29 protein-coding genes are annotated in these 21,010 nt (G+C 61.5%); 23 read left to right on the top strand and 6 right to left on the bottom strand.

The features are described from left to right. Positions 1–4 precede the first annotated feature (4 nt). The 8 genes from nhaA (at position 5) to F4U95_RS12035 (ending at position 8,270) form a co-directional block, all read left to right on the top strand. Complete coding sequence (nhaA, locus tag F4U95_RS12070; protein ID WP_150411931.1) at positions 5–1,198, top strand: Na+/H+ antiporter NhaA; 1,194 nt, start codon at positions 5–7, stop codon at positions 1,196–1,198. Further along, positions 1,195–1,527: a cupin domain-containing protein gene (locus tag F4U95_RS12065; protein WP_120251115.1), complete on the top strand. Its 333-nt coding sequence runs from the start codon at positions 1,195–1,197 to the stop codon at positions 1,525–1,527. The genes nhaA and F4U95_RS12065 overlap by 4 nt, the downstream gene beginning before the upstream one ends. After that, entirely contained in the window at positions 1,524–1,730 is a 207-nt protein-coding gene (locus F4U95_RS12060; protein WP_120251116.1) for a pirin family protein, read from the top strand. Before F4U95_RS12065 ends, F4U95_RS12060 begins: the two co-directional genes overlap by 4 nt. A gap of 190 nt (positions 1,731–1,920) precedes the next feature. Beyond that, entirely contained in the window at positions 1,921–3,480 is a 1,560-nt protein-coding gene (locus tag F4U95_RS12055; RefSeq protein ID WP_120252211.1) for a DUF389 domain-containing protein, read from the top strand. Between the two features lie 64 nt (positions 3,481–3,544). After that, a complete protein-coding gene (locus F4U95_RS12050) occupies positions 3,545–4,954 on the top strand; it encodes a DUF2254 domain-containing protein (protein ID WP_120251117.1) in 1,410 nt (469 codons plus the stop codon). Continuing rightward, entirely contained in the window at positions 4,951–5,142 is a 192-nt protein-coding gene (locus F4U95_RS12045) for a hypothetical protein (protein ID WP_120251118.1), read from the top strand. Before F4U95_RS12050 ends, F4U95_RS12045 begins: the two co-directional genes overlap by 4 nt. Then, the gene (locus tag F4U95_RS12040; protein ID WP_120251119.1) at positions 5,142–6,476 is read left to right on the top strand and encodes a chloride channel protein; all 1,335 of its coding nucleotides are present in this window, start codon (positions 5,142–5,144) and stop codon (positions 6,474–6,476) included. The genes F4U95_RS12045 and F4U95_RS12040 overlap by 1 nt, the downstream gene beginning before the upstream one ends. A gap of 3 nt (positions 6,477–6,479) precedes the next feature. Next, the gene (locus F4U95_RS12035; RefSeq protein WP_120251120.1) at positions 6,480–8,270 is read left to right on the top strand and encodes an SLC13 family permease; all 1,791 of its coding nucleotides are present in this window, start codon (positions 6,480–6,482) and stop codon (positions 8,268–8,270) included. A 214-nt stretch (positions 8,271–8,484) separates the two neighbouring features. On the opposite strand, the gene F4U95_RS12030 is transcribed toward F4U95_RS12035, so the two are convergent. Both F4U95_RS12030 and F4U95_RS12025 read right to left on the bottom strand, forming a co-directional pair. Next, positions 8,485–8,949 (bottom strand): DoxX family protein, encoded by a 465-nt coding sequence (locus tag F4U95_RS12030; RefSeq protein WP_120251121.1) that lies wholly within the window; start codon positions 8,947–8,949, stop codon positions 8,485–8,487. 25 nt (positions 8,950–8,974) lie between these two features. Beyond that, a complete protein-coding gene (locus F4U95_RS12025; protein WP_120251122.1) occupies positions 8,975–9,244 on the bottom strand; it encodes a BufA1 family periplasmic bufferin-type metallophore in 270 nt (89 codons plus the stop codon). A gap of 225 nt (positions 9,245–9,469) precedes the next feature. Between F4U95_RS12025 and F4U95_RS12020 the strand changes: the two genes are divergently transcribed. From F4U95_RS12020 to F4U95_RS12000, 5 genes are all read left to right on the top strand, one after another. Beyond that, positions 9,470–10,006 carry a sigma-70 family RNA polymerase sigma factor gene (locus tag F4U95_RS12020; protein WP_120252212.1) on the top strand — a complete coding sequence of 179 codons (537 nt, stop codon included), beginning with the start codon at positions 9,470–9,472 and terminating at the stop codon, positions 10,004–10,006. Continuing rightward, on the top strand, positions 10,006–10,647 hold the full coding sequence (locus F4U95_RS12015) for a DUF1109 domain-containing protein (RefSeq protein WP_120251123.1): 642 nt from the start codon (positions 10,006–10,008) through the stop codon (positions 10,645–10,647). Before F4U95_RS12020 ends, F4U95_RS12015 begins: the two co-directional genes overlap by 1 nt. Before the next feature lie 74 nt (positions 10,648–10,721). Continuing rightward, positions 10,722–10,991, top strand: a complete 270-nt coding sequence (gene bufA2, locus F4U95_RS12010) for a BufA2 family periplasmic bufferin-type metallophore (protein WP_120251124.1) — start codon at positions 10,722–10,724, stop codon at positions 10,989–10,991. Between the two features lie 89 nt (positions 10,992–11,080). Next, entirely contained in the window at positions 11,081–11,923 is an 843-nt protein-coding gene (bufB, locus tag F4U95_RS12005) for an MNIO family bufferin maturase (protein ID WP_120251125.1), read from the top strand. Then, a complete protein-coding gene (locus F4U95_RS12000) occupies positions 11,920–12,678 on the top strand; it encodes an HvfC/BufC N-terminal domain-containing protein (protein ID WP_120251126.1) in 759 nt (252 codons plus the stop codon). Before bufB ends, F4U95_RS12000 begins: the two co-directional genes overlap by 4 nt. Before the next feature lie 514 nt (positions 12,679–13,192). Here F4U95_RS12000 and F4U95_RS11990 read toward each other — a convergent pair. Continuing rightward, complete coding sequence (locus F4U95_RS11990) at positions 13,193–13,714, bottom strand: MgtC/SapB family protein (protein ID WP_120251127.1); 522 nt, start codon at positions 13,712–13,714, stop codon at positions 13,193–13,195. Positions 13,715–13,910: 196 nt separating this feature from the next. On the opposite strand from F4U95_RS11990, the gene F4U95_RS11985 reads away from it, so the two are divergent. From F4U95_RS11985 to F4U95_RS11955, 7 genes are all read left to right on the top strand, one after another. Then, positions 13,911–14,297, top strand: a complete 387-nt coding sequence (locus F4U95_RS11985) for a response regulator (protein WP_120251128.1) — start codon at positions 13,911–13,913, stop codon at positions 14,295–14,297. A gap of 144 nt (positions 14,298–14,441) precedes the next feature. Further along, the gene (locus F4U95_RS11980) at positions 14,442–15,110 is read left to right on the top strand and encodes a class I SAM-dependent methyltransferase (RefSeq protein ID WP_232015748.1); all 669 of its coding nucleotides are present in this window, start codon (positions 14,442–14,444) and stop codon (positions 15,108–15,110) included. Next, positions 15,107–15,319, top strand: a complete 213-nt coding sequence (locus F4U95_RS11975; protein WP_120251129.1) for a hypothetical protein — start codon at positions 15,107–15,109, stop codon at positions 15,317–15,319. Before F4U95_RS11980 ends, F4U95_RS11975 begins: the two co-directional genes overlap by 4 nt. A gap of 15 nt (positions 15,320–15,334) precedes the next feature. Further along, positions 15,335–15,583 carry a hypothetical protein gene (locus F4U95_RS11970; protein ID WP_120251130.1) on the top strand — a complete coding sequence of 83 codons (249 nt, stop codon included), beginning with the start codon at positions 15,335–15,337 and terminating at the stop codon, positions 15,581–15,583. Then, complete coding sequence (locus tag F4U95_RS11965; protein ID WP_120251131.1) at positions 15,580–15,780, top strand: hypothetical protein; 201 nt, start codon at positions 15,580–15,582, stop codon at positions 15,778–15,780. The genes F4U95_RS11970 and F4U95_RS11965 overlap by 4 nt, the downstream gene beginning before the upstream one ends. Before the next feature lie 27 nt (positions 15,781–15,807). Next, a complete protein-coding gene (locus tag F4U95_RS11960; protein WP_120251132.1) occupies positions 15,808–16,104 on the top strand; it encodes a DUF3175 domain-containing protein in 297 nt (98 codons plus the stop codon). Further along, a complete protein-coding gene (locus F4U95_RS11955; RefSeq protein ID WP_120251133.1) occupies positions 16,091–16,387 on the top strand; it encodes a plasmid stabilization protein in 297 nt (98 codons plus the stop codon). Before F4U95_RS11960 ends, F4U95_RS11955 begins: the two co-directional genes overlap by 14 nt. Before the next feature lie 97 nt (positions 16,388–16,484). Here the strand turns inward: F4U95_RS11955 and F4U95_RS11950 are convergent. After that, positions 16,485–17,656 (bottom strand): IS3 family transposase gene (locus F4U95_RS11950; protein WP_120251134.1). Its coding sequence is split into 2 segments (ribosomal slippage): positions 16,485–17,392 and positions 17,392–17,656, totalling 1,173 coding nucleotides; the frame shifts between segments, so codons are not numbered across the junction. 208 nt (positions 17,657–17,864) lie between these two features. On the opposite strand from F4U95_RS11950, the gene F4U95_RS11945 reads away from it, so the two are divergent. The 3 genes from F4U95_RS11945 to F4U95_RS11935 all read left to right on the top strand — a co-directional run bounded on the left by F4U95_RS11945 (position 17,865) and on the right by F4U95_RS11935 (position 19,853). Next, entirely contained in the window at positions 17,865–18,635 is a 771-nt protein-coding gene (locus F4U95_RS11945; protein WP_120251135.1) for a Crp/Fnr family transcriptional regulator, read from the top strand. Between the two features lie 58 nt (positions 18,636–18,693). After that, a complete protein-coding gene (locus F4U95_RS11940; protein WP_120251136.1) occupies positions 18,694–18,936 on the top strand; it encodes a DUF6894 family protein in 243 nt (80 codons plus the stop codon). Positions 18,937–19,094: 158 nt separating this feature from the next. Continuing rightward, positions 19,095–19,853 (top strand): ATP-binding protein, encoded by a 759-nt coding sequence (locus tag F4U95_RS11935; protein ID WP_232015749.1) that lies wholly within the window; start codon positions 19,095–19,097, stop codon positions 19,851–19,853. 3 nt (positions 19,854–19,856) lie between these two features. Here F4U95_RS11935 and F4U95_RS11930 read toward each other — a convergent pair whose 3' ends face one another. Further along, positions 19,857–20,114, bottom strand: a complete 258-nt coding sequence (locus F4U95_RS11930; RefSeq protein WP_120251137.1) for a DUF6894 family protein — start codon at positions 20,112–20,114, stop codon at positions 19,857–19,859. 13 nt (positions 20,115–20,127) lie between these two features. Then, positions 20,128–20,982, bottom strand: coding sequence for an SDR family oxidoreductase (locus F4U95_RS11925; RefSeq protein WP_120251138.1), 855 nt, complete (start codon positions 20,980–20,982; stop codon positions 20,128–20,130). Positions 20,983–21,010 lie beyond the last annotated feature (28 nt).

Here is a 21,010-nt window from a genome sequence, read left to right as displayed (position 1 = left end):
ACCGATGACCCAAATATACGCGCGCCAGAGCGCAATCCGCCGCTTCCTCGAAGCGCAATCGTCCGCGGGTATCGTGCTCATGGCGGCTGCGGTCGTGGCGCTGGTTATCGCCAACTCCCCGCTCGGAACGAGCTACGCTGCGATGCTGCACGCCTATCTCGGGCCGCTCTCGCTCAGCCACTGGATTAACGATGGCATGATGGCCGTGTTCTTCCTGCTCGTCGGACTTGAGATCAAGCGCGAAGTGCTGGACGGTCAACTCTCGACGTGGTCGCGCCGTATTCTCCCGGGCGTCGCCGCCGCGGGTGGGATGATCGTGCCGGCGCTCATCTACCTGGCATTTAATCGCGGCCCGACAGCCGCCGGCTGGGCGATTCCCGCCGCGACCGATATCGCCTTCGCGCTCGGTGTCATCGCCATGCTGGGCAATCGCGTTCCGGCGTCGCTGCGGGTGTTTTTGGCCGCACTCGCGATCATCGACGATCTGGGCGCGGTCGTCATCATCGCGCTGTTCTACACTGCGGGGCTGTCGTTGCCAGATCTGGCCGGTGCCGGCGTGGCGCTTTGCGTGTTGATCGCGCTCAACCGCCTCGGCGTCCGGCGCTTGTCCCCCTACCTGCTGGTCGGGGTGATCCTATGGGTATTCGTCTTGCGATCCGGCATCCACGCCACGCTCGCCGGCGTGATGCTGGCCTTTACCATCCCGATGGAGCGCACGCCCGGTCGCTCCGATGCGGACTGCGTCAGCCCGCTCCATCGACTGGAGCAACTTCTGCACACCCCCGTCGGCTTCCTCATCGTGCCCATCTTCGGACTGACAAATGCGGCGGTTCCGGTTCTCGGCCTTCCTCCCGGCGCCATGTTGGCACCGGTTACGGTCGGCACCGCGGCCGGCCTGCTGATTGGCAAGGTGGTCGGCGTATTCGGGTTTTCTATCCTAGCGGTTAAAACAGGATTGGCGGATATGCCCGCGCACGCGAACCGGCTCCAGTTGTTCGGTGTGGCGCTGCTCTGCGGCATCGGCTTCACGATGAGCATCTTCATCACATTGCTCGCCTTCCCGACAAGCCCGCTGCTGCAGGCGGAAGCCAAGATCGGCGTGTTGGGCGGGTCGTTTATCGCGGGCCTGCTCGGATTCGTGATGCTGCGTATGGTGAGCGGGACTGAAAGTCCCAGGCACCAGGATATTGCGCCATGATCTCGCATCGACATGCAGCATCGCTGGGCGTCTCGGAACTCGGATGGATCCGGGCGCGTCATCATTTCTGTTTCGCGGGCGCGCAAAACGTCGATCTGGTCAACTGGGGAGCGCTGCGCGCGGTCAACCACAACATATTGGTGCCGAACGCAGCGACCACGCCCGTGACGCATTATGGCACGGAGGTGATCCATATCGTCGAGAGTGGCGCGATCGACTTCGTGCGACTGAACGGCGAAGCAACGCGCGTCCGCAGCGGGCAGAGACCCAGGTCATCGCCGGCATGCGCGATACGGGCCTATATCGCCTGCATTGTGCCGCGACGATGACGAAGCATCATATACCGAACGGCCTGTCCGCCGACATTCCGATTACGGCTGCCAGCGCCTATGCGTTTCTTCTGAAAGGGGCTGTCACGCACGATGGAACGGGACTTGCGCCATATGAAGGCATCGCGATTGACGGGGAAAAGAGGCTTGTCGTATCTGGCAAGGACGACGCGGAACTCATGCTGATCGAGATGCCTGCATGATCGCAGGTCACAAAACGGGCCGCAGCATCGCTCCCGAATCCCTCTATGTGATACATTCAGGGGCGTGGGTCATGGCGAGTCGTCTTGCGGTTCTCGGCAATCATCGCCCGCGCGGCGCATGGTTGGCTACAGCCGCAGGGGGCAATATAGCCGCTGGGCATGAACTGCATTTTGAGGAACCAGGCGCATGATGTCTGACGCCGACGGAACCGTTGGACGAGATCCCATACGCGAGCGGTTGACCAGGCTTGCCCTCTACAAATGGTGGCGGCGCAGTGTCGTCGGTCCGATCGACCACGAAGCGGTTGTCGCGCGGATCGTAGAGGAAAGCGGCTGGTCGCATCGCTACGCTTTCATGACGATGATGTCGGCAGGCATCGCGGTGCTCGGGCTGCTGCTCTCATCGCCTGCCGTGGTGATCGGCGCCATGCTGATCTCGCCGCTGATGAATCCCATTCTCGGATTCGGCTTCAGTCTCGCGCTGTTCGATTTCGCCGAAATGCGGCGGTCGGTGTTCGCGCTTGCCCTCGGATCGCTCGCGGCTGTCGTCTTCACCGCGCTGATCGTCAGCCTGTCGCCATTGCAGGCACCCACTGCCGAGATCGTGGCGCGAACGCGACCAAACCTGTTCGACCTTGGTGTCGCGCTGTTCGCCGCGCTGGCCGGCACTTTCGCCATCATCAGAGGCCGCGGGGAGACGATAGTCGGCGTCGCCATCGCCACTGCGTTGATGCCGCCGCTGGCCGTCGTCGGTTATGGCCTGGCGACCTGGAACCTGCCTGTCCTTGGCGGAGCGCTAGCGCTGTTCGTCACGAACTTCATCACCATCGCTCTCTCCGCAACGGTCATGGCGCGGTACTACGGCTTTGCGCACCATCTCTCCTCGCGGCAAAGCTGGATGCAGACCATCGTATTGCTTCTGGTATTCGCGGTTATGGCGGTCCCACTCGGACTGTCGCTAAATCGCATTGCGCGCGAGGCGTTGACGGTGTCGCAGGTGCGCTCACTGCTCAACGACCGGTTCGGCAGCGATGCGCGCGTCACGCAATTGGAAGTCGAGTTCGACCGTGAGCCGAACCTTGTTCGGGCGGTCGTTATCGCCCCACGCGGGCGGACCCAAAAGACCGCGACCTTGCAGAGGTCGATCGCAGATGCACTTGGCCGTCCCGTCCGGCTCGATATCGACCAGGTTCTACTCGAAGCCGGTGCGGGCGCACTCGATGCGCAGCGCGAAGAATTGCGCCAGGCGGGGGATCAGTCGAACCTCGAAGCGCAGCGGATGACGGCGCTGGCGCGGATGATCGCGCTCATCACAGGCATCGCAGCCGACGACGTCACTATCGATCGCGACCACCGGCGGGCGACCGCGGCGGCGGTGCCGCTGCCGGGCGCAACCATCGCGACCTATCGCACCCTCGAAACGCGTGCCGCGGCGGAGACCGACGGGTGGACCGTGACGATCGTGCCGCCGCAGGGGCCGCTGCCCGAGATTGAATTCGCTGACAATGTCGATACGCTCGATGCATCAGCGCGCGCCGCAGTAATCACATCTGCGTGGGCGGCACGGCGTTGGAACGTGCCGACGCTCTCGGTTCCAGGCTTGCCGGGCGGCGAACCTCCCGCGCGACCGAACCTCACCCAGAGACGGGCACGAGCGGTGGCGGCGATGCTGGCGACGCAGGGCGTCGGTGCCGTGGCCGCACCCGCCGCAGGCCAACGGTTCGCCCTCTCGATCGCTATCGCACAATGATCGGCCGTTTCCTGCCCCAAGCCGATCGCGTGAGCGAGATGCCGGCCGATGCGGCAAAACAAGCATGAGAGCCCGCCTGTTGCGCCTGTCGAACGATCTGCGCGAAAGCTACTGGTTCGTGCCTACGGTGATGGCGATCGGCGCGTTGCTGCTCGCGTTGGCGATGGTCTATATCGACAGCCACGCGGGCTCGGCGTGGATGGACGACTTGGCATGGCTTTATGCCGCGCGGCCTGACGGCGCGCGCAGCCTGCTGTCGTCGATCGGCGGGTCGATGATTGGGGTCGCCGGAACGACCTTCTCGGTGACGATCGCCGCAGTGGTCTATGCCTCGGGGCAATATGGTCCGCGGCTGCTGAGCAATTTCATGTCGGATCGCGGCAACCAGGTGACGCTCGGCACCTTCATCGCGACCTTCGTCTATTCGCTGGTCGTCCTGCGCACGATCCGTTCGGCCGGCGAAAGTGGAGCCGGGGCAGCAGCCTTCGTGCCGCAGCTTGCCTTGCTAGTCGCGTTGATCCTGGTGCTCTGCTCGATCGCTGTGCTGATCTTCTTCATCCACCATGTGCCGATGCGGATCCACATCAACAACGTCATCGAGCGGATCGGCGACCGGCTGATCGGGGAGATCGATGCGCGCTTTCCGGTGTTCGTCGGGACGCCGCTCGACGAGCGCGCCGACGATCCGCGGATACCCGCCGCCTTCCGGGCCGAGACCGATCGCGCCGACCATGATCGGCGCGCGCCGGTCCGGTCGCAGGACACCGGCTATATCCAACTGATCGACGAAAGCACGCTGATGGCCGCGGCACGGGATCACGATCTCGTGATCCGTTTGCACTATCAACCAGGCGATTTCATCCACAAGGGCAGCCTATTGCTCGAGGCATGGCCGGCCAAACGCTGCGACGAGACGGCGGCGAATGCTCTGCGCGAGGCCTTCGCGGTCGGCTCCAGACGCACCGCACTCCAGGACCTGCGCTTCCTGATCGACGAACTTGTCGAGATCGCGGCTCGCGCGCTGTCGCCGGGGGTCAACGATCCGTTCACCGCGAACAGCTGCCTTGACTGGCTCAGTGCCGCAATGGCGGACCTGGCCCGACGCGATCTGCCGTCGCGGTTGCGTGCGGATGGCGATGATAGGCTGCGCGTCATCGCGCATCCGGTGACGTTCGAGGGCTTCATCGCCCGGGCGTTCGGCGCGCTCGCGCAATATGCGAGCGCTGATATGATTGCAGCAAAGCATTTCCTCGGGGCGCTCGGCGATGTCGCGCTCCACTGCGACGACCCGGGCCGCATCGCTTGTCTAGCGCGCCAGACCCGCGAATTCCGGGCGTTGTCCGATACGGCGCTCGACGGCGCGTGCCGCAACACGGTACTGATACGCGCCGACGACCTGCTGCGTGCGCTGGCTGAACCCGATTACAGACGTCGCCTCCGGGACGGCAACGCCTGGCTTGGAGGAACTGCATGATCGTTATCATCGCGCTGATTGTCGCCGTGATCGTCACGATCGCGCTGACGTTCGGGAAGTTTGCACGATCGGATAGCTGGCGTGGGACCGTCATGCCGCTCGCCTCGATGGGGCAACGGATCGGCTTCGTCGCGATCGGGCTCGTCTGCCTCGTCGCCGCAGCGGTCGGCGCACCGGCCGAAGGATGATGGTGCGGCTCCCCGAACAGGCACGCGATCTGCTGCGCGAGCATGGCCCCACGGCACCCGTGTGGCGGCGGCGCGTGGCGATTCTAGGCGGCGCGGTGATGATCGGGCTCGTCGCGCTGGTGTTTGCGCATCTCGCGGACTGGGCGGGGAACCGCTTCGTGGCGCTCGCGGCGCGCTGGTGGTGGGCACCGCTGATCGTCACCCCGCTGGGCTATGCGGCGATCGCTGGTCTGACGGCGCGTTTCGTTCCCCAGGCCCGTGGATCGGGGATCCCGCAGGTGATGGCGGCCACGCGTGATCCCGACCATGCGATGGGCGGTCTGGTGTCGGCAAAGACCGTGATCGCGAAGCTGGTGCTCACAATCGGCACCTTGCTCGTAGGCGCTTCGACCGGGCGAGAAGGGCCGACCGTGCAGGTCGCCGCATCAATCATGGGGTACGCGCATCGGGTGATGGTGATCCCCTTGCGCGCATCGGTATTCATCGCGGGCGGCGCTGCCGGTGTCGCCGCGGCGTTCAACACCCCGCTGGCCGGCGTCGCCTTCGCGATCGAGGAGCTGGCCGCCGCCTACGAACAGCGCATGACCTTGCTGGTGATGACCGCGGTGCTGATCGCAGGCATGGTCAGCCTCGGTCTCTCGGGTGACTATGTCTATTTCGGTGTCATGCGACAGACGCTGTCGGTGCGCGAGACGATGCTGGCCGCCCCCGTGGCCGGTATCCTCGGCGGGCTGCTGGGCGCTTTCTTCTCGCGTGCGGTGCTGGCGACCGGGCGGACACGCTGGTCGCCGGTCGTCTGGCTGCGGTCGCGGCCGATGCTGTTGGCGGGTTCGCTCGGCGGGATCGTCGCGATCATCGGCGTCGCCACCGGCCTGACCTGGGGCACTGGTTATGGCGCGGCGCGCGGCATCATCACCGGCGGCGACGTGCCGCACTGGTTCGGCATCGCCAAGCTGACGACGACGCTGGCGACGGCGGTGTCAGGCATGCCGGGCGGCATTTTCGCTCCGTCGCTCGCCGTCGGCGCCGGCGTCGGTGACATGTTGCGCTGGCTGTTCCCGACCTATCCCGGCGGTGCGATCGTGCTGCTCGGCATGGTCGCCTATTTCACCGGTGTCGTCCGCGCCCCGCTGACGGCGGTCATCATCATTTCCGAGACGACCGGCAGTCGTGGCCTGATGATGCCGCTGCTCGCCTCGTCGCTGATCGCCGATGTCGTGGCGCAGGCCGTCTCGAAGGAACGTCTGTACCATGCATTGTCGCAGGCATTCCTGCCACCCGAGCGCGAAAGCGACGCCGATACGGATCGGAATGCCGATCTCCCGGTTCGCTAGCATATGATCGATGCTCCTCAACCCCATGCTCTGGGCGCCATGCTGCTGACAGGCGCGATGTTCTACGGTTTCGTATCCGGTCGAGCGCGCGTCGAGATCATCTCGCTGCTGACGATCAGTGCCATCGCGCTCGGTCTTTACTGGTTTCCGCTTCCCGGACAGTCACCGACTGAAGGGCTGAAGCTCGCATTCGAAGGGTTTGGCCATTACGCATTGATCACGATCTGCGCGCTGATGGTGCTGGGGCGAGGACTCGTGACGACAGGCGCACTCGAGCCGGTATCGCGCCTGCTGACGCGAGTCTGGCGGTTTAATCGTCAGGTCGGCCTCCTGGTGACGCTGCTGCTGGCGTTCGGCATGAGCATGATGGTCAACGATACGCCGGTGCTCGTCCTGATGCTGCCGGTCATGGCGGCGATCGCGGCGAATGGCGGAATGCCCGCGTCGCGCACGCTGATCCCGGTGAACAGCGCAGTGTTGATTGGCGGCATGTCGACGACGATCGGCACCTCGACCAACCTGCTCGTCGTGTCGATCGCCGGCGACCTCGGCCTGCCGCCGATGTCGGTATTCCACTTCACCCCGATCGTGCTGCTGGCCGCGCTGGTGGCGCTGCCGTTCATCTGGCTGGTCATGCCGCGCCTGCTGCCAGACAATTCTGTCGAAGCCGGGCACGAGCCGCGGCACTTCGCGGCGATGCTCCGCCTGGGCGAGAGTTCCTTCGCGCATGGGCTGTCCCGCGATCTGATCGCCGCGCGGCTGCCCGCCGATGTCGAGCTCTTGGCCGAGACTCCCGCAGGCGGGCGGATACCGGTGCGGGCGACGCACGCCGCTCTGGAGCAGACGATGCGTATCCTTGGCGCCACCGCCGCCCCGGTCTGGCTGATGGACCGGTTGCGCGGCGGCTATGCCCAGACGGGTGATGATATCACCGTCGCCGAACTGGCGGTGACCAAGGATTCCGGCCTGGTCGGCAAGGGCGTGGCGTCTGCAAATGTAGCCGAGCTTTACAATGTTGCCATCCTTGGCGTGCATCGCGCGCAACGCCGCTGGGCGACGCAGCCGATGAACGATTCTGCGTCCGAAAACGCGTTTGACGAAGGCGACATTCTTCTGGTCGCCGGTGCGCTCGGCAGCATCGAGCGGATGTCGCTGGCCGAGAATATGCTCGTACTCGAAGGAGCAAAGGAACTTCCCCGCACCTCCAAGGCGCCGCTGGCGCTGGCGATCATGGCATGCGCGGTTATACCCGCCAGCATCGGGCTCGTACCGATCGCGATTTCCGCGCTCGGGGGTGCGATCGCGATGCTCGTCACCGGCTGCGTCCGCTTTGACCGGATCGGCCGCGCTTTGTCGGCGAAGGTCATCGTACTGGTCGCGGCCAGCATCGCCATCGGTCGTATTGTTCTTGAGAGCGGCGCGGCGGCATGGCTGAGCGAACTGATCGCGCTGGGGCTGCAGTTCCTGCCGCCGGCGGGCGTTTTGGCCGCGGTGATGCTGTTCGTCACAGTGCTGACCAACTTCGCTTCAAACACCACGGCGGCGGCGGTCGGAACGCCGATCGCCTTCAGCCTGGGGCAAAAGCTGGGCATCCCGGTTGAGCCGCTGGTCCTGGCCGTCCTGTTCGGCTGCAATCTTTGCTACGCGACGCCGGTTGCCTACCAGACCAACATGCTAATCATGTCGGCAGGCGACTACCGGTTTGCGGACTATACGCGCACCGGATTGCCGCTGGTTGCGATCATGGTTCTTACCCTGTCCGGCCTACTCGTGCTTCGCTACGGTCTTTATTAGGAGCCGGGCAACGGCGGCTTTCAGGATCGGTGGCCACAACGCGGAATGGCGAGATGTAGGCGCCCTGCTGCCCGACAGCTGTTAAACTCGATAATGACTGGATTTGGCATGCGCAGGCATTCCCAATACCGTATCGGAACGGCCCATGTTGGTGGGGGCGACGGAGTAACAATCATGGCCAAACCATCCAGCGTTTTTTGATGCCGAGAGGCGGTTACGGCCGGTCAACGAGTGAACCAAGCTCAAACCCAAACAAGCGATCGAGCGACCAGGCGCCGCCGCCGCGCGCTATCAACGGCAGCAATAGCCCGGCCCAGCTAAGATGCGTCGGCCAGGCGTCGGGATAAACGAAGACCTCTATGACGAGTGTCATGCCCAGCAGCGCTGCGGCAGCGGGCCGGGTAAAAAGGCCAAGCACCAGCAGAATGGGAAAGACGTGCTCCGAGTAAGTCGCCGCGTGCGCCGCAATCTCCGGCGGCACCAGCGGCAGGGCATAATCTGTGCGGAACAGTTCATAGGTGGAAGGCGTGATCGTGAGCACGCCTTCCACCTTGGTGCGACCCGACAGGAAGAAGATGGCAGCGATCCCGAGGCGCGCGACCAGCAGTAGCAGGCTTTCCGATATATGACGGGTCAGCCACGCCGATGCTTCACGATAGTGACGCACAAATATCGTCATTGCTCTCTCCGGGAGTTCGTGAAGATCAGGCCTTGGGCGTCAACGAGCCGAAGCCCTTGGGGGTCTTTATCTTCGTGCAAGTGCCAGCATTGACGAGTTTCCAGGCATCGCCCTGATAAGCAATCCGCGATGTGCCAGCACAGCTCGTGCCGGCACCGGCCTTGCAGTCGTTTTTACCGGCCTGGGCGACGCCATAGCATTTCTCCACCGGCTTGGCGGCACCGGCGGCGTGCGCGCTTCCGGCGATCATCGTAAGAGCGAGGGCTGCGGCGAGGGCTGCGGATGTGGATGGCATCGATAGTCTCCGTGAATGCTTGAGGCCTCACATGCGGCGGGATCATCAATGATGGTCCCGCCGCATGGCGACCCTGGGAGGCCAAGCGGGCCGGGTCACGGAAGCTTCTTCGCGGCGACACTGAAAAGCGTTACAGATGCGGCTCAAGTTGAAGCCGCAGAATTTTTTTGCCGTATCGCTGTAACCATCAGGCAAAGCGCCGCGAATAGCTGTCCGGGAGTGCACATGCGGGCGAGCGAAGAACAGCTCAGGATATGGATGATCGGCGGTCTTGATGGCGACGCCGAAGCCCATGCCGCCTTGCTCCGCGCGCTCGTTCCGATGCTGCGATCCTTTTTCGGGCGTCGCCTTCGCGGTGCCGAAGATGATGTCGAGGACCTCGTGCAGGAAACTTTGATGGCCATACACACGCGCCGCGGCACTTATGACCGGACGCGTCCCTTTGCCGCCTGGGCTTATGCTGTCGCGCGCTACAAGATGATCGACCAGTTTCGGCGCACCCGCGGCACGGTGCCGATCGAAGGGCTTGAGGACATATTGATCGCCGAAGGATTTGAGGATGCCTGCGCCGCACGCATGGATATCGACCGGCTGCTCGGCGGCCTGTCGGACAAGCAGGCCAGGGCAATCCGCGCCACAAAGATCGATGGTCTGAGCACGGCAGAAGCCGCCAGGGCCGGGGGCTATAGCGAGGCGGATGTGAAAGTGTCGGTCCATCGTGGCCTCAAGGCCCTGGCCGCGCGCCTCAAGGGAGGCGCATGATGCAGACGGACGATCTCATCCGCGCGTTGGCCGGAAATGTGGCGCCGGTGTCGCCGCATCTGGTCGAGCGTCAGCTTGCGATGGGGATTGCGGCAGGAGCCGTGGCCACCTTGCTGGCAATTGCCAGTACGCTGGGATTCCGGCCCGATCTTGCCGCGGCGATGCACGACTTCACCTTCTGGATGAAATGGACCTACACGATTTCGCTGGGGGTTGGGGCGATTGCCGCGACAGTGCATTTGGCGCGGCCGGACGCGACGCGGGCGCAGTGGCTGTGGCTGTTGGTCATTCCTTTTGGCCTTCTGGCCTGCGTGGCGGCAAGCGAGCTGGCCCGAACGCCCTTTGACGGCTGGCTGCCGCTCTGGCTGGGCCAGAGCTGGAAACGATGCTCGATTTTCGTGGCGATGCTGGCGGCGCCTATCTTCATCGGACTAATCTGGGCGTTCCGCCAATTCGCGCCAACCCGCTTGCGCCTTACCGGCGCGACCGCTGGTCTTGCATCGGGCGCTTGTGCCGCAACGCTCTACGGCCTGCATTGCCCCGAAGCATCGGCGCTGTTCGTGCTGACTTGGTATAGTTTGGGCATGGGTCTGGCTGCACTGGCGGGCACGTTAATCGGCCCGCGTTTTTTGCGTTGGTAGATCGGGTGTAACCAACCGGTCCACGCTTCCGAAGAACCTCATGCCATCCCGGCAAGCCTATTCGGAGACCGATCATGATCACCCTCAAGTCCGGCGTCAGCATCGCCACAACCGCCGCCCTGCTCGCCATCGCCGGCGTTGCGGCCTCCGCCCCGGCGACCGCCGCTGGTGCAAAGGCCGTCCATTGCTACGGCGTCAACAGCTGCAAGGGCACATCGGACTGCAAAACCGCCAAGAATGACTGCAAGGGTCTGAACAGCTGCAAAGGCACCGGCTTCAAGGAAATGTCCGAGAAAAAGTGCACTGCCGCTGGCGGCAGCCTGACCGAACCTGCCGGTCAGTGACCCAAGGCTTCGCGATCGCTTCCCCCGGTGATCGCGACCCGGAGGTCCGGCTACCCCCGGCCGGACCTCCACTCTTCCGGAGCGAACCGATGACAGGCCATTCAGACGCGACATTCCACGGCTTTGGTCTTGGCCTGCGCACGCCGCACTATCAGGACTTCCTGACCGGCACGGTGCCGGTGGATTTCGTCGAGGTGATCTCAGAGAATTTCATGATCGATGGCGGCAAGCCCCGCCATATCCTCGACCAGATCCGCGAGCGCCACCCGGTCGCGCTGCATGGCGTGTCGATGTCCGTCGGCTCGGCCGATGGTCTCGATCGCGACTATCTGCACAGGCTCAAGGCGCTGGCCGATCATCTCGATCCGCTGTTCGTATCCGATCACCTTTGCTGGACGCGGATCGAGGGTTTCAATTCCCACGATTTGCTGCCGCTGCCTTACACGCAAGAGGCCCTCGATCTGGTCTGTGCGAACATCACGCTGGCGCAAGATGTGCTCGAACGCACGATGCTGATCGAAAATCCTTCGACCTATCTGCAATTCACCGCCGACAGCATGACCGAGTGGCAATTTCTGAATGCGCTGTGTGCATGCACCGGCTGTTCGCTGCTGCTCGACGTCAACAATATCTATGTCAGCGCGGTCAATCACGGGTTCGATGCCCTGGACTATCTTGAAGGCGTACCAGCCGACCGGGTGCGCCAGATCCATCTCGCCGGGCATAGCCAAGGCAAAGACCGCCTGATCGACACCCATGACCAACCCGTGCCGCCGTCGGTGTGGGCGCTGTATGCGCAGGCTTGCCGCCAGGTCGGCCCGGTTGCGACCATGATCGAGCGCGACGACGACATTCCACCGATCACCGATCTGCTGACCGAACTGGACATGGCGCGCAACATTTCGAGCAACGACCGGAGGGCGCCGGCATGAGCCTTGCCGCGATGCAACGCGACTTTCGCGGGTGGCTGATCGATGCGCCGGTATCGATGGAACAGTGGGTCGATTCCGCCGAGCAGGCTGGCCTCGCTGTGTATCACAACGCCTATCGGGTACAGCTTGTCGACTGCCTGCGCGACACGTTTGAAAAGACGCTGCTATGGCTGGGGGAGGATGCGTTCACCGATGCCGCCCGCGCGCATATCGAAGCCACGCCGCCCCATGGCTGGACCTTGGGCGTATATGGCGACGGTTTCTCCAATACCCTCAGCCAAATCTATCCCGACGATCCCGAAGTTGCCGAACTGGCATGGCTCGACTGGGCGCTGAGCCGCGCCTTTGAAGGGCCGGATGCAGCTCCTGTGTCTCCAGAGGAACTGGCGGCGGTGGACTGGGACAGTGCCAGACTGATGTTCGCGCCGACGATGCAAATCGCGGTGGCCCGCACGAATGCAGGCGCGATCTGGTCGGCGCTGGCGGCACTGGATGACCCGCCGATGGCGGCTCTGTTGCCGGAGCCGGGCGCAATGCTGGTCGGGCGGCAGGATTTCACGCCCTGTTTCCGCACGGTCGAGCCCACGGAGGCTTTCGCGCTGGCGCAAATCATAGCCGGTGCGACGTTCGGTGCCCTTTGCCTCGCCCTGGTCGAACAGTGCGGTGAGCAAGTCGGAGTGGGCGAGGCTGGCGCGCTGCTCAGTCAGTGGATCGGGGACGGGCTAATCGTCGCAATCACCCTAGATGGAGAATAGCCATGCGCATGGTCTTCCCCACGCTTTTGCTGTTCGGCCGTTGCTGCGCGGCGGGCCAATTATCGCGGCCCGTCGTATCCGATTGGCCATTAACGGCGGTGCCCGAACTTACTTGAGGACGCCTAGCGACGCCGCTCCTGCTAGAGAGAAGACTGACGGCCGACGGACGAATTGCGCCTTGCGCTGTTTGTCCTCATGAGTCCCGCGAGTATGGGACCCACTCACTTCGGCGAACGAAGGCGTGCATGATCTACACGGCGACGGCGACCTGCGCGCCCTCCAGATCCTTCTCGGTGATAGCAAGATCGAAAATACGGTGCCTATCTCGCGATCGACGTAGAAGACGCGCTTCCCCTAGCTGAAAACACCGAAATATGAACTTGGGCTCCTCGTCTCTTAAGAGGAGCCAACTTGATACCCGAGGGCTTGCACTCCAATCCACAGTTACCTCCCAGCCATTTCTCGAGGCGCGCTGGCACAATTCCAAAAACATCCCGTTGGATGGCCGCTTTCCTCAACCCTTATAAATTTCTTCATCCTGCTGACTTGGCGACCCCCGCCGGTTCGGCATCCGAATATCATCCGAAGTGCCATTGCTTTCCTGTCTATGGGACCGCGGCATGAAGCGTTCGAAAAGGAAAGCGGCAGACAGGAGAAGAAGCGCCAGGACTGTTCCGGCAAACACCAGCACATATTGTCCCGCTCCTGCCGTGATCCCTACCGCAGCGGCCATCCAAAGGCTGGCAGCCGTCGTCATGTTTCGAACATCGCCGCCGCGCACGAAGATAAGGCCGCCTGCGATGAAACCAATCGCCTGTGCCAGGCCTTGCACGACCCTGACAGGGTCTCCCTCATTGTGTTGTTCTACCATTTCGAGCGCGGAAAGGGTTAACATCGCCGAACTGAGCGCGACGAGACCGTGGGTTCGCAAACCCGCATCATGGCCGCTTCGCTCTCGTTCAAAGCCCAGTGCCAGACCGAGGACGGTTGCGAGGCCCAATCGCGTCAAGGTGGTGGGAAGATCATTCTCAAGCATAGCGACTACCTCCCTCCCAGCAACGCGCTTCGCGCCGATGAGATGCACGGCCTCAGGTTGCGCGCTTGCAGGGCAGCGCTAGCTCTATCGAATATGAACCAGCCACCTTGAGCATTGCCATCCGCCGAACCTTTTTGAGCGGTGTGGGTTTCGCTAGTTATCCAAAAAATATCACTCTGCAAAAGTGGAGGCGAGCATGGTTCAGCAACTGAAAATTCTATTCGTGGAGGACGAACCCGACATTCGCACAATCGTTGCACTAGCTTTGGGACGAGATCCTGACTTTTCTCTCACTACATACGGCAGCGGAATTGAAGCCCTGGAAGATATCGAAAGAAGCAGCCACTCATTTGATTTCGCCCTCCTCAACATGCGGCTGCCATCCATGACAGGCATCGAGTTACACGAAAAATTACGACAATTGCCCCAACTGTCTGGCTTGCGCACGGCCATCATCACCGCCGGAATTCGACCTCATGAGGTTGATGCTTATAAACGTCCCGGCGTTGTAGGCGTTATCGCCAAACCGTTTGACCCACTTAGCCTTAGCGATCGGGTGCGTGTGCTGGTAGCCGGTCGCTAACGACGGCTTGTCGATGATACAAAAATCGGTCGGCATAAAGTGACTTAACCAGGTTAAAGTCCCTCCATTTCCAAGCATAATCAACGGAACTGCTTGTGGACGGTCTGGTTGTCAACCTTGTCGTATTTGGCCGACAAGGAGGACATGGTGATCAAAGCACGTGCCGATGGGATTGCGGATCGTGCAATTTCCAAGGCCACTGCTTTTCCTAGCAGTGTTCAGACTCCTTCCCTGCGCCTGACCGTGAAGACATTCATCGAGTATCCGACAATGGTTGGATCGGCCTTTCCAGCAAGTCATTGGCTCGTGGATCGAATGCTTGCACCAATCGACTGGCAGCGGATCCAGCTATTCGTCGAATTTGGACCGGGAACGGGGGCGTTTACACGAGCAGTGCTGGTAAGCTTGCCTCCCAGCGCCGTCCTCCTCGCGCTGGACACGAGTGAGGCCTTCGTCGATCATCTCAGAGCATCGATCGACGATCCCCGGTTTGAAGCCGTCTGCGAATCTGCGGCGAATGTCGCTGCTGTCCTGAGAGAACGCGGCCTGCCCTCTGCCGATTGCATACTCTCCGGCCTGCCCTTCTCCACGCTTGAGCGATACGAAGCCGATCGCACGATGCGCGCCAGTCGCGCCATTCTCGCATCAAACGGCATGTTTTGCGCCTATCAAATGCGCCGCACCATCAAGCCGCTGCTCGAAACATATATCGGCCCGATCCACTCTGCCTTTGAGTGGCGCAACATCCCGCCATGTCATCTCTATTGGGCTGAGGCGGGACTTGGAAACCAGACCGTAGGAGATCACCGATGAACGAGCCGACAGACACGCCGTCCGAGGCGGTGGAAACATCCTTGGACAAAAGTCCGCGCCAGGGGCCGCTGGGTGACGTTCTGCCACAGAAAGGTCCCGATCCCCGTACGCGCGGTGGCCAGCGGCAAGAGGATGTCAACGACCGTCCCGCCGTGGGGACAGTCAAGCCGGAAGACTATCCAGAGGATCAACGCGCCAAAGGCGCATGAAGACAGGAGCGTGCCATGGAAGATGAAACGCACAGCCATCAATCTGTTCCAACCGAGAAAACACGTCGTCCCAACATCTCCACCGAGAATCAGCCAGAGGGCGCAGCGCGACGGCCCAGCGACACGCTGGATCGCGAGCCGACGCGCGACCCTGTGAGCGGTGGCGCCATATCGTCTGATTACAATCCCGATGCCATGACGAGGCGCGGTGAGGAAAACGACACGCGGGCGGGACACGAAATGCAGAAAGGATACAAATCATGATCGATGATGATGGCGTCCATCCGCGCTCCACTGAGCCAGTGGAAGGAGGCGCTGGAACGCCTCCACCGGAACAAGGTTCGCCCACGCCTTCGGACGCGGAATCCGAAAAAGGCGGCGATGACGATCAGGCTGAACCTCAACCTGCGTCGAACCACAATCCGCTCGCACCACCTGTAAACATAGAACCGGGAAGTTAAGCAGCTGAACGCGCCGGGAGACACGCGATGAGCAAACATAAATGGTCGCAAGATGTGACCGAGCAGAGCGACGCACTGGATCTTGATGAAGGCCTGTTCAAGCAAACTGATCCAAAAACGATCGCCCTGTCGTTGAAACGATCCGCCGAACACAGCCATCGTCGTAAAGGCACACCCCTGCAATCTGCAATGAGCATGCTGACATTCTATATCAATCGCGCGGGGGACAATCTCAGCGTCAAGCAGCGGCACATCCTGGAGAAGACCAAGGATGAGCTCCGCATGGCGCTCAGCAAGAAGGAGAAACGCCATGCCCCGCGGTGACAAGTCGAGTTATACCGACAAACAAAAGCGCAAGGCCGAGCATATCGAGGAGGGGTATGAGGATCGCGGCATTCCGAAAGACGAGGCCGAGCGCCGCGCATGGGCGACGGTGAACAAGGAGTCTGGCGGTGGCAAGAAATCCGGTTCGGGGCGGGGTAAGACGGAAAGCCATGCGTCATCGAGCAAAGGCGGGCGTGTCGGCGGAGCTAGCCAGACCCATGACGAGCGATCAGCCGCTGCAAAGAAAGGGTGGGAAACCCGGCGTAAACAGGCGAAGGCCTGACGATACTCGCCGAAGCGGGGTCGCTTTTGGAGCAGGCACAGGGCGTTGTCGAGTGGGTGCCAATGATCTGCCCCCACCGAGTGGACCGATTGGTTTGTTAGTGGATTAAGCCGATTGCCGCCATATCCGGACGGAGGTGGAGCGAAGCGGAACCGGAGGCCGGATATGGCGGTGTCGCCGTTTCCGGTGCCGGTGGTCGATAGCCCAGACTGCTATGCGGGCGGACGTTGTTGTAATGCCGCCGCCAAGCTTCGATCAGCACCTTGGCTTCGGCGAGGCTGTAGAAGATCTCGCCGTTGAGCAGTTCGTCGCGAAGCGACCCGTTGAAGCTTTCGTTATAGCCATTCTCCCATGGTGATCCTGGTGTGATGTAGAGCGTCTTCACGCCGATCTGCCCCAGCCATTGCTGGACGGCTGTCGCGATAAATTCGCTGCCATTATCGGACCGTATATGTGCCGGAGGGCCGCGCGAGATGAACAGGTCGGCTAAGGCCGCCAGAACATCCTCATGCTTGAGCTGACGCGCCACGACGAGCGCCAGGCACTCCCGGCTGGCCTCATCGATGATGGTCAGGATGCGGAACTTGCGGCCATCATGCGTGCGACCTTCGACGAAGTCGTAGGCCCATACATGTCCCGGATATTCCGGCCGCAGGCGGATGCAGGATCCGTCATTGAGCCATAGACGCCCGCGCTTTGGCTGGCGCTGTGGAACCTTCAGCCCCTCACGCCGCCAGATCCGTTCGACCCGCTTATGGTTCACCGTCCAACCCGCATGGCACAGCAACGCCGTCACCCGGCGGTAGCCGTATCGACCATATTGCTTTGCCAGAGCGATGATGTCCTCCGTCAGCGCCTGCTCGTCATCCGCCCCGCGCGGCACCTTGCGCTGCGTCGATCGATGCTGACCCAGCACCCGGCATATCCGTCGCTCGGATACCGGAAACTTTCGTCGCACATGATCAATGCAGCGTCGCCGCCGCGCGGGGCTTAGAAGTTTCCCTTGGCTGCCTCCTGCAGGATCAGCTTGTCCAGCGTCAGGTCCGAGATCGCCCGGCGAAGACGCTGGTTCTCTTTCTCCAGATCCTTCATCCGCCGCGCCTGATCGGTCTTCAGGCCGCCATATTCCTTCCGCCAGCGATAATAGGTCTGCTCGCTGACCGCGATCCGGCGGCAGGCTTCGGCCGTGCTCGCTCCCTGTGCCAGCACAATCTCAACTTCACGCAGCTTGCCGATAATCTCTTCCGGCTTGTGCTTCTTGCTCGGCATTCATCGTCCCTTTCGTGGTCCAGACTATCATAGTCTTTGGGCCACTCAGCAGGGGGCAGATCAGCTTATCGAAACCGTCATAATGTCAGCTGATGAGATAGGTTAGGCCATATGTTAGTGGCCATGTTAAAGACGCTATATTGCCGGGCAACTAACTGGGTGTCCCGGCGACAGAGAGATACATGTGCTCCCGCCCGGTGGAGGCTGCATGTCATCGATCACCAATTTGGATTTCTTCGCGCGACGGCTTTCGCAGCGGGCCGCGCTCGACGAAGAAGATCGCGCCGCAGTATCAGCACTCCCTTTTCAGCATCGCTACCTTAACCCAAGTGCTTATGTCGTCCGCGAGGGGGAGCCGCCCCGTCCGCATTGCAGTTTTGTCCTCTCTGGACTCGCATTTCGGCATAAGTTGACGGTGCATGGCGCGCGTCAGATCGTGTCGATCCATCTGGCTGGCGATCTGCTCGATCTACAACATTTGTTTCTCAACATTGCCGACCACAGTGTCCAGGCCCTGACCGAACTTGAGGTGGCCGACATTGATCGCGACGCTCTGCGGGAAATGGCCCTGGAGCGGCCCGCCGTCGGCCAAGCGCTCTGGATCGATGGTCTGGTGGACGCCTCGATTTATCGAGAATGGGTGCTCAACGTCGGGCGGCGTGACGCAAGGGCGCGCATTGCCCATATATTGTGCGAAATCGCCGTTCGCATGCACGCTGCCGGTGTTATCGATGCGGCTGACTTTCATCTGCCGATGACGCAGGAGCAATTGGGGGACGCGACCGGGATGACCAGCGTTCATGTCAATCGAACCTTGAAGGCACTCGCGAAAGATGGCCTTATCGATCATAGCGGACGTTGGATCGCCATTCAGGACTGGAACAAGATCAGGCGAGAAGGCGACTTCAATCCGCTTTACCTGCACCTCGATCAGGTTGCGCCGCATTTACCTGGTCCCCTTTCATCGATGTTTCCTTAACCAGGTTAGAGCGTGAGTTCGGGCGAAGCATTACTGTGCGCGATGCCTGGAGGACAAAATGCCACGCTACTTCTTTTCCGCGTCGGATGCCGATGGGGATGAAACAGGAACAGAGTTACGCGATCACGCTGCAGCAAGGCATTTCGCCATCCAGTTTGCTGGCGAAATCATGAACGATCAGCCTGACGTACTTTGGGATGGTCGAGAGTTCAGCATCTTTGTAACGGATGAACTGAGAAGACTCCTGTTCACTATCAAAATGGTGGCCGTGAACGCGCCTGCGGGCGAAGGTACGGAGTAAATTCAGGTGAATGGCCGAATGGCGGATGAGATAGTGTCAAAACGGAAATTCTGATGCTCACATGCTCAATCCTGACCTGGACATTAACATCATGAGCAATCGAGGTTAGCGACACGCCTGAACCCGCTTCCTACTCTTCTCTTGAAAGAGAGGTGCGTATGTCAGAGCGGCTCAATGGCACTCACGAGGTTGCCGGTAAACCCGCGTTGCGCGATAACCTGCCCATGCATGGCACTGCCAATGAAGGCATGGGGCGGCCGCAATCATCAACTCGATCGGATGATCGGGCGGGCGCCGAAGCGCAGGAGGCGTGCAAGCGTTTGGAACTGTTATTGCGGGAGACGGTACACCGGTGCACCAACGACCTCCAACTGGTCGTCAGTCTGCTCTCCCTCCAAGCGACACGACTGAAAGATCGGGAAGGACGCGCCGCCCTTGAGGATGCGGCGGAACGGATAGCTATTCTGGCCCGAGCGCGGGCGGCCACGTCGGAAGAGGAACAGTCCGCGCTGGCGACCGCTTTGCGTCAGGTTTGCGAGGCGTTGCAGGCGCATGCGGAGCTGAGATCCGTTTTGATCTCGCTCGAAATAGGTGATGGCTGCGACGAGGTTGCTTCGCCGTTAGTCACGCCGATCTGCCTGGCCGTGAACGAACTTGCGACCAACGCGATTAAACATGCTTTCGATGCGAAGGGTGGCAAGATTACCGTGGTCGTTCGACGGCGTGACGATGATGTCGTCGTACAGGTCGATGATGATGGCCTACCGTTCCTCGATGCCGCCCCATCAGACGGGCATGGACTAGGCCTTGGTCTTGTCCGCCGTCTTGTGTCGTCATGTGGCGGGAAATTTCATCAGCCACCGTCGGGATCGAAGACATTCGAGATTGTCGTACCCAGCGGCCAAAGCGCAAGCTAGCGTTCAGGCTCGATTGGATGCAGGCGCATCGATCGACAGCATCACGATCGTAAAAAGGAGAGCGCCCGTCTCGTTGGTGACCTCCACCCGATAGTCACGTCCATCCCAAAGTACATCAGGCTCATCATGCATTACAGCACCGGCAAACCGGATCGCCGCCTTCCGTGCCGCGGCATCGTTTGGCAATTCAGTGCCTTCCTGGTCAAAGTCGCGCCCGCCATCAACGGTATGAAAAAAGTAACGAGGCATCGCCTTCCCCATTCGGTAATAAATTTCAGATGAAGGGCCGCCCGCCTGTGACAGCGACCGTGGCACCCGTCGTGTAGCTGGACTCGTCGCTTGCCAGCATCACATAGGCTGAAGCCAACTCGCGGGGCTGCCCGGCGCGACCGAACGGGGTGTTTTTCCCGAAATTCTTCACGGCCTCCGGCGGCATGGTCGAGGGAATGAGCGGCGTCCAGATCGGGCCGGGCGCTACGCAATTAACCCGGATTTCCTTGTCGGCCAGCAGCTGGGCAAGGCCCATCGTGAAATTCTGGATAGCGCCCTTCGTCGTTGCATAGGCAAGGAGATGGGCATTGGGCTGATCGGCATTGATCGACGTCGTATTGATGATCGAGGCCCCGGGGGCCAGGTGCGGCTCCGCCGCTTTCACAAGATAGAACATCGCATGAATGTTCGTGGCGAATGTCTGCTGCCATTCCTCGTCTGAAATATCTCCGATCTTTTCGAAGCTCGCCTGATGGGCGGCGTTGTTGACGAGGATATGTAGATCGCCAAACTCTTCCAGTGCGCGATCGACGATCAATCGACAATGAGCGGGATCGCCGATGTCGCCGGGCACCAGCACTGCCTTGCGACCCGCCTCCTCGACCCACTTCGCCGTTTCTCGGGCATCCTCTTCTTCATTGAGATAGGAAATGAGGATGTCGGCACCCTCTCGCGCGAAAGCGAGCGCAACAGCGCGCCCGATACCGCTGTCGCCACCCGTGATGATCGCCGTCTTGCCACTTAGCTTACCCGATCCCTGATAGCTCGTTTCGCCGTGGTCAGGGCGTGGATCCATAGGCTCGGTCAGGCCCGGCATCGATTGCTGTTGCTCTGGCTGGGGTGGTCTTGGGTCGGTCATGGTGCGCAGTCCAAATCTGTTGGGAGCA

The sequence above is a fragment of the Sphingobium limneticum genome, from assembly GCF_008710165.1.
Lineage (GTDB): Bacteria > Pseudomonadota > Alphaproteobacteria > Sphingomonadales > Sphingomonadaceae > Sphingobium > Sphingobium limneticum.
This window is presented reverse-complemented; position numbering and strand designations above follow the sequence as displayed.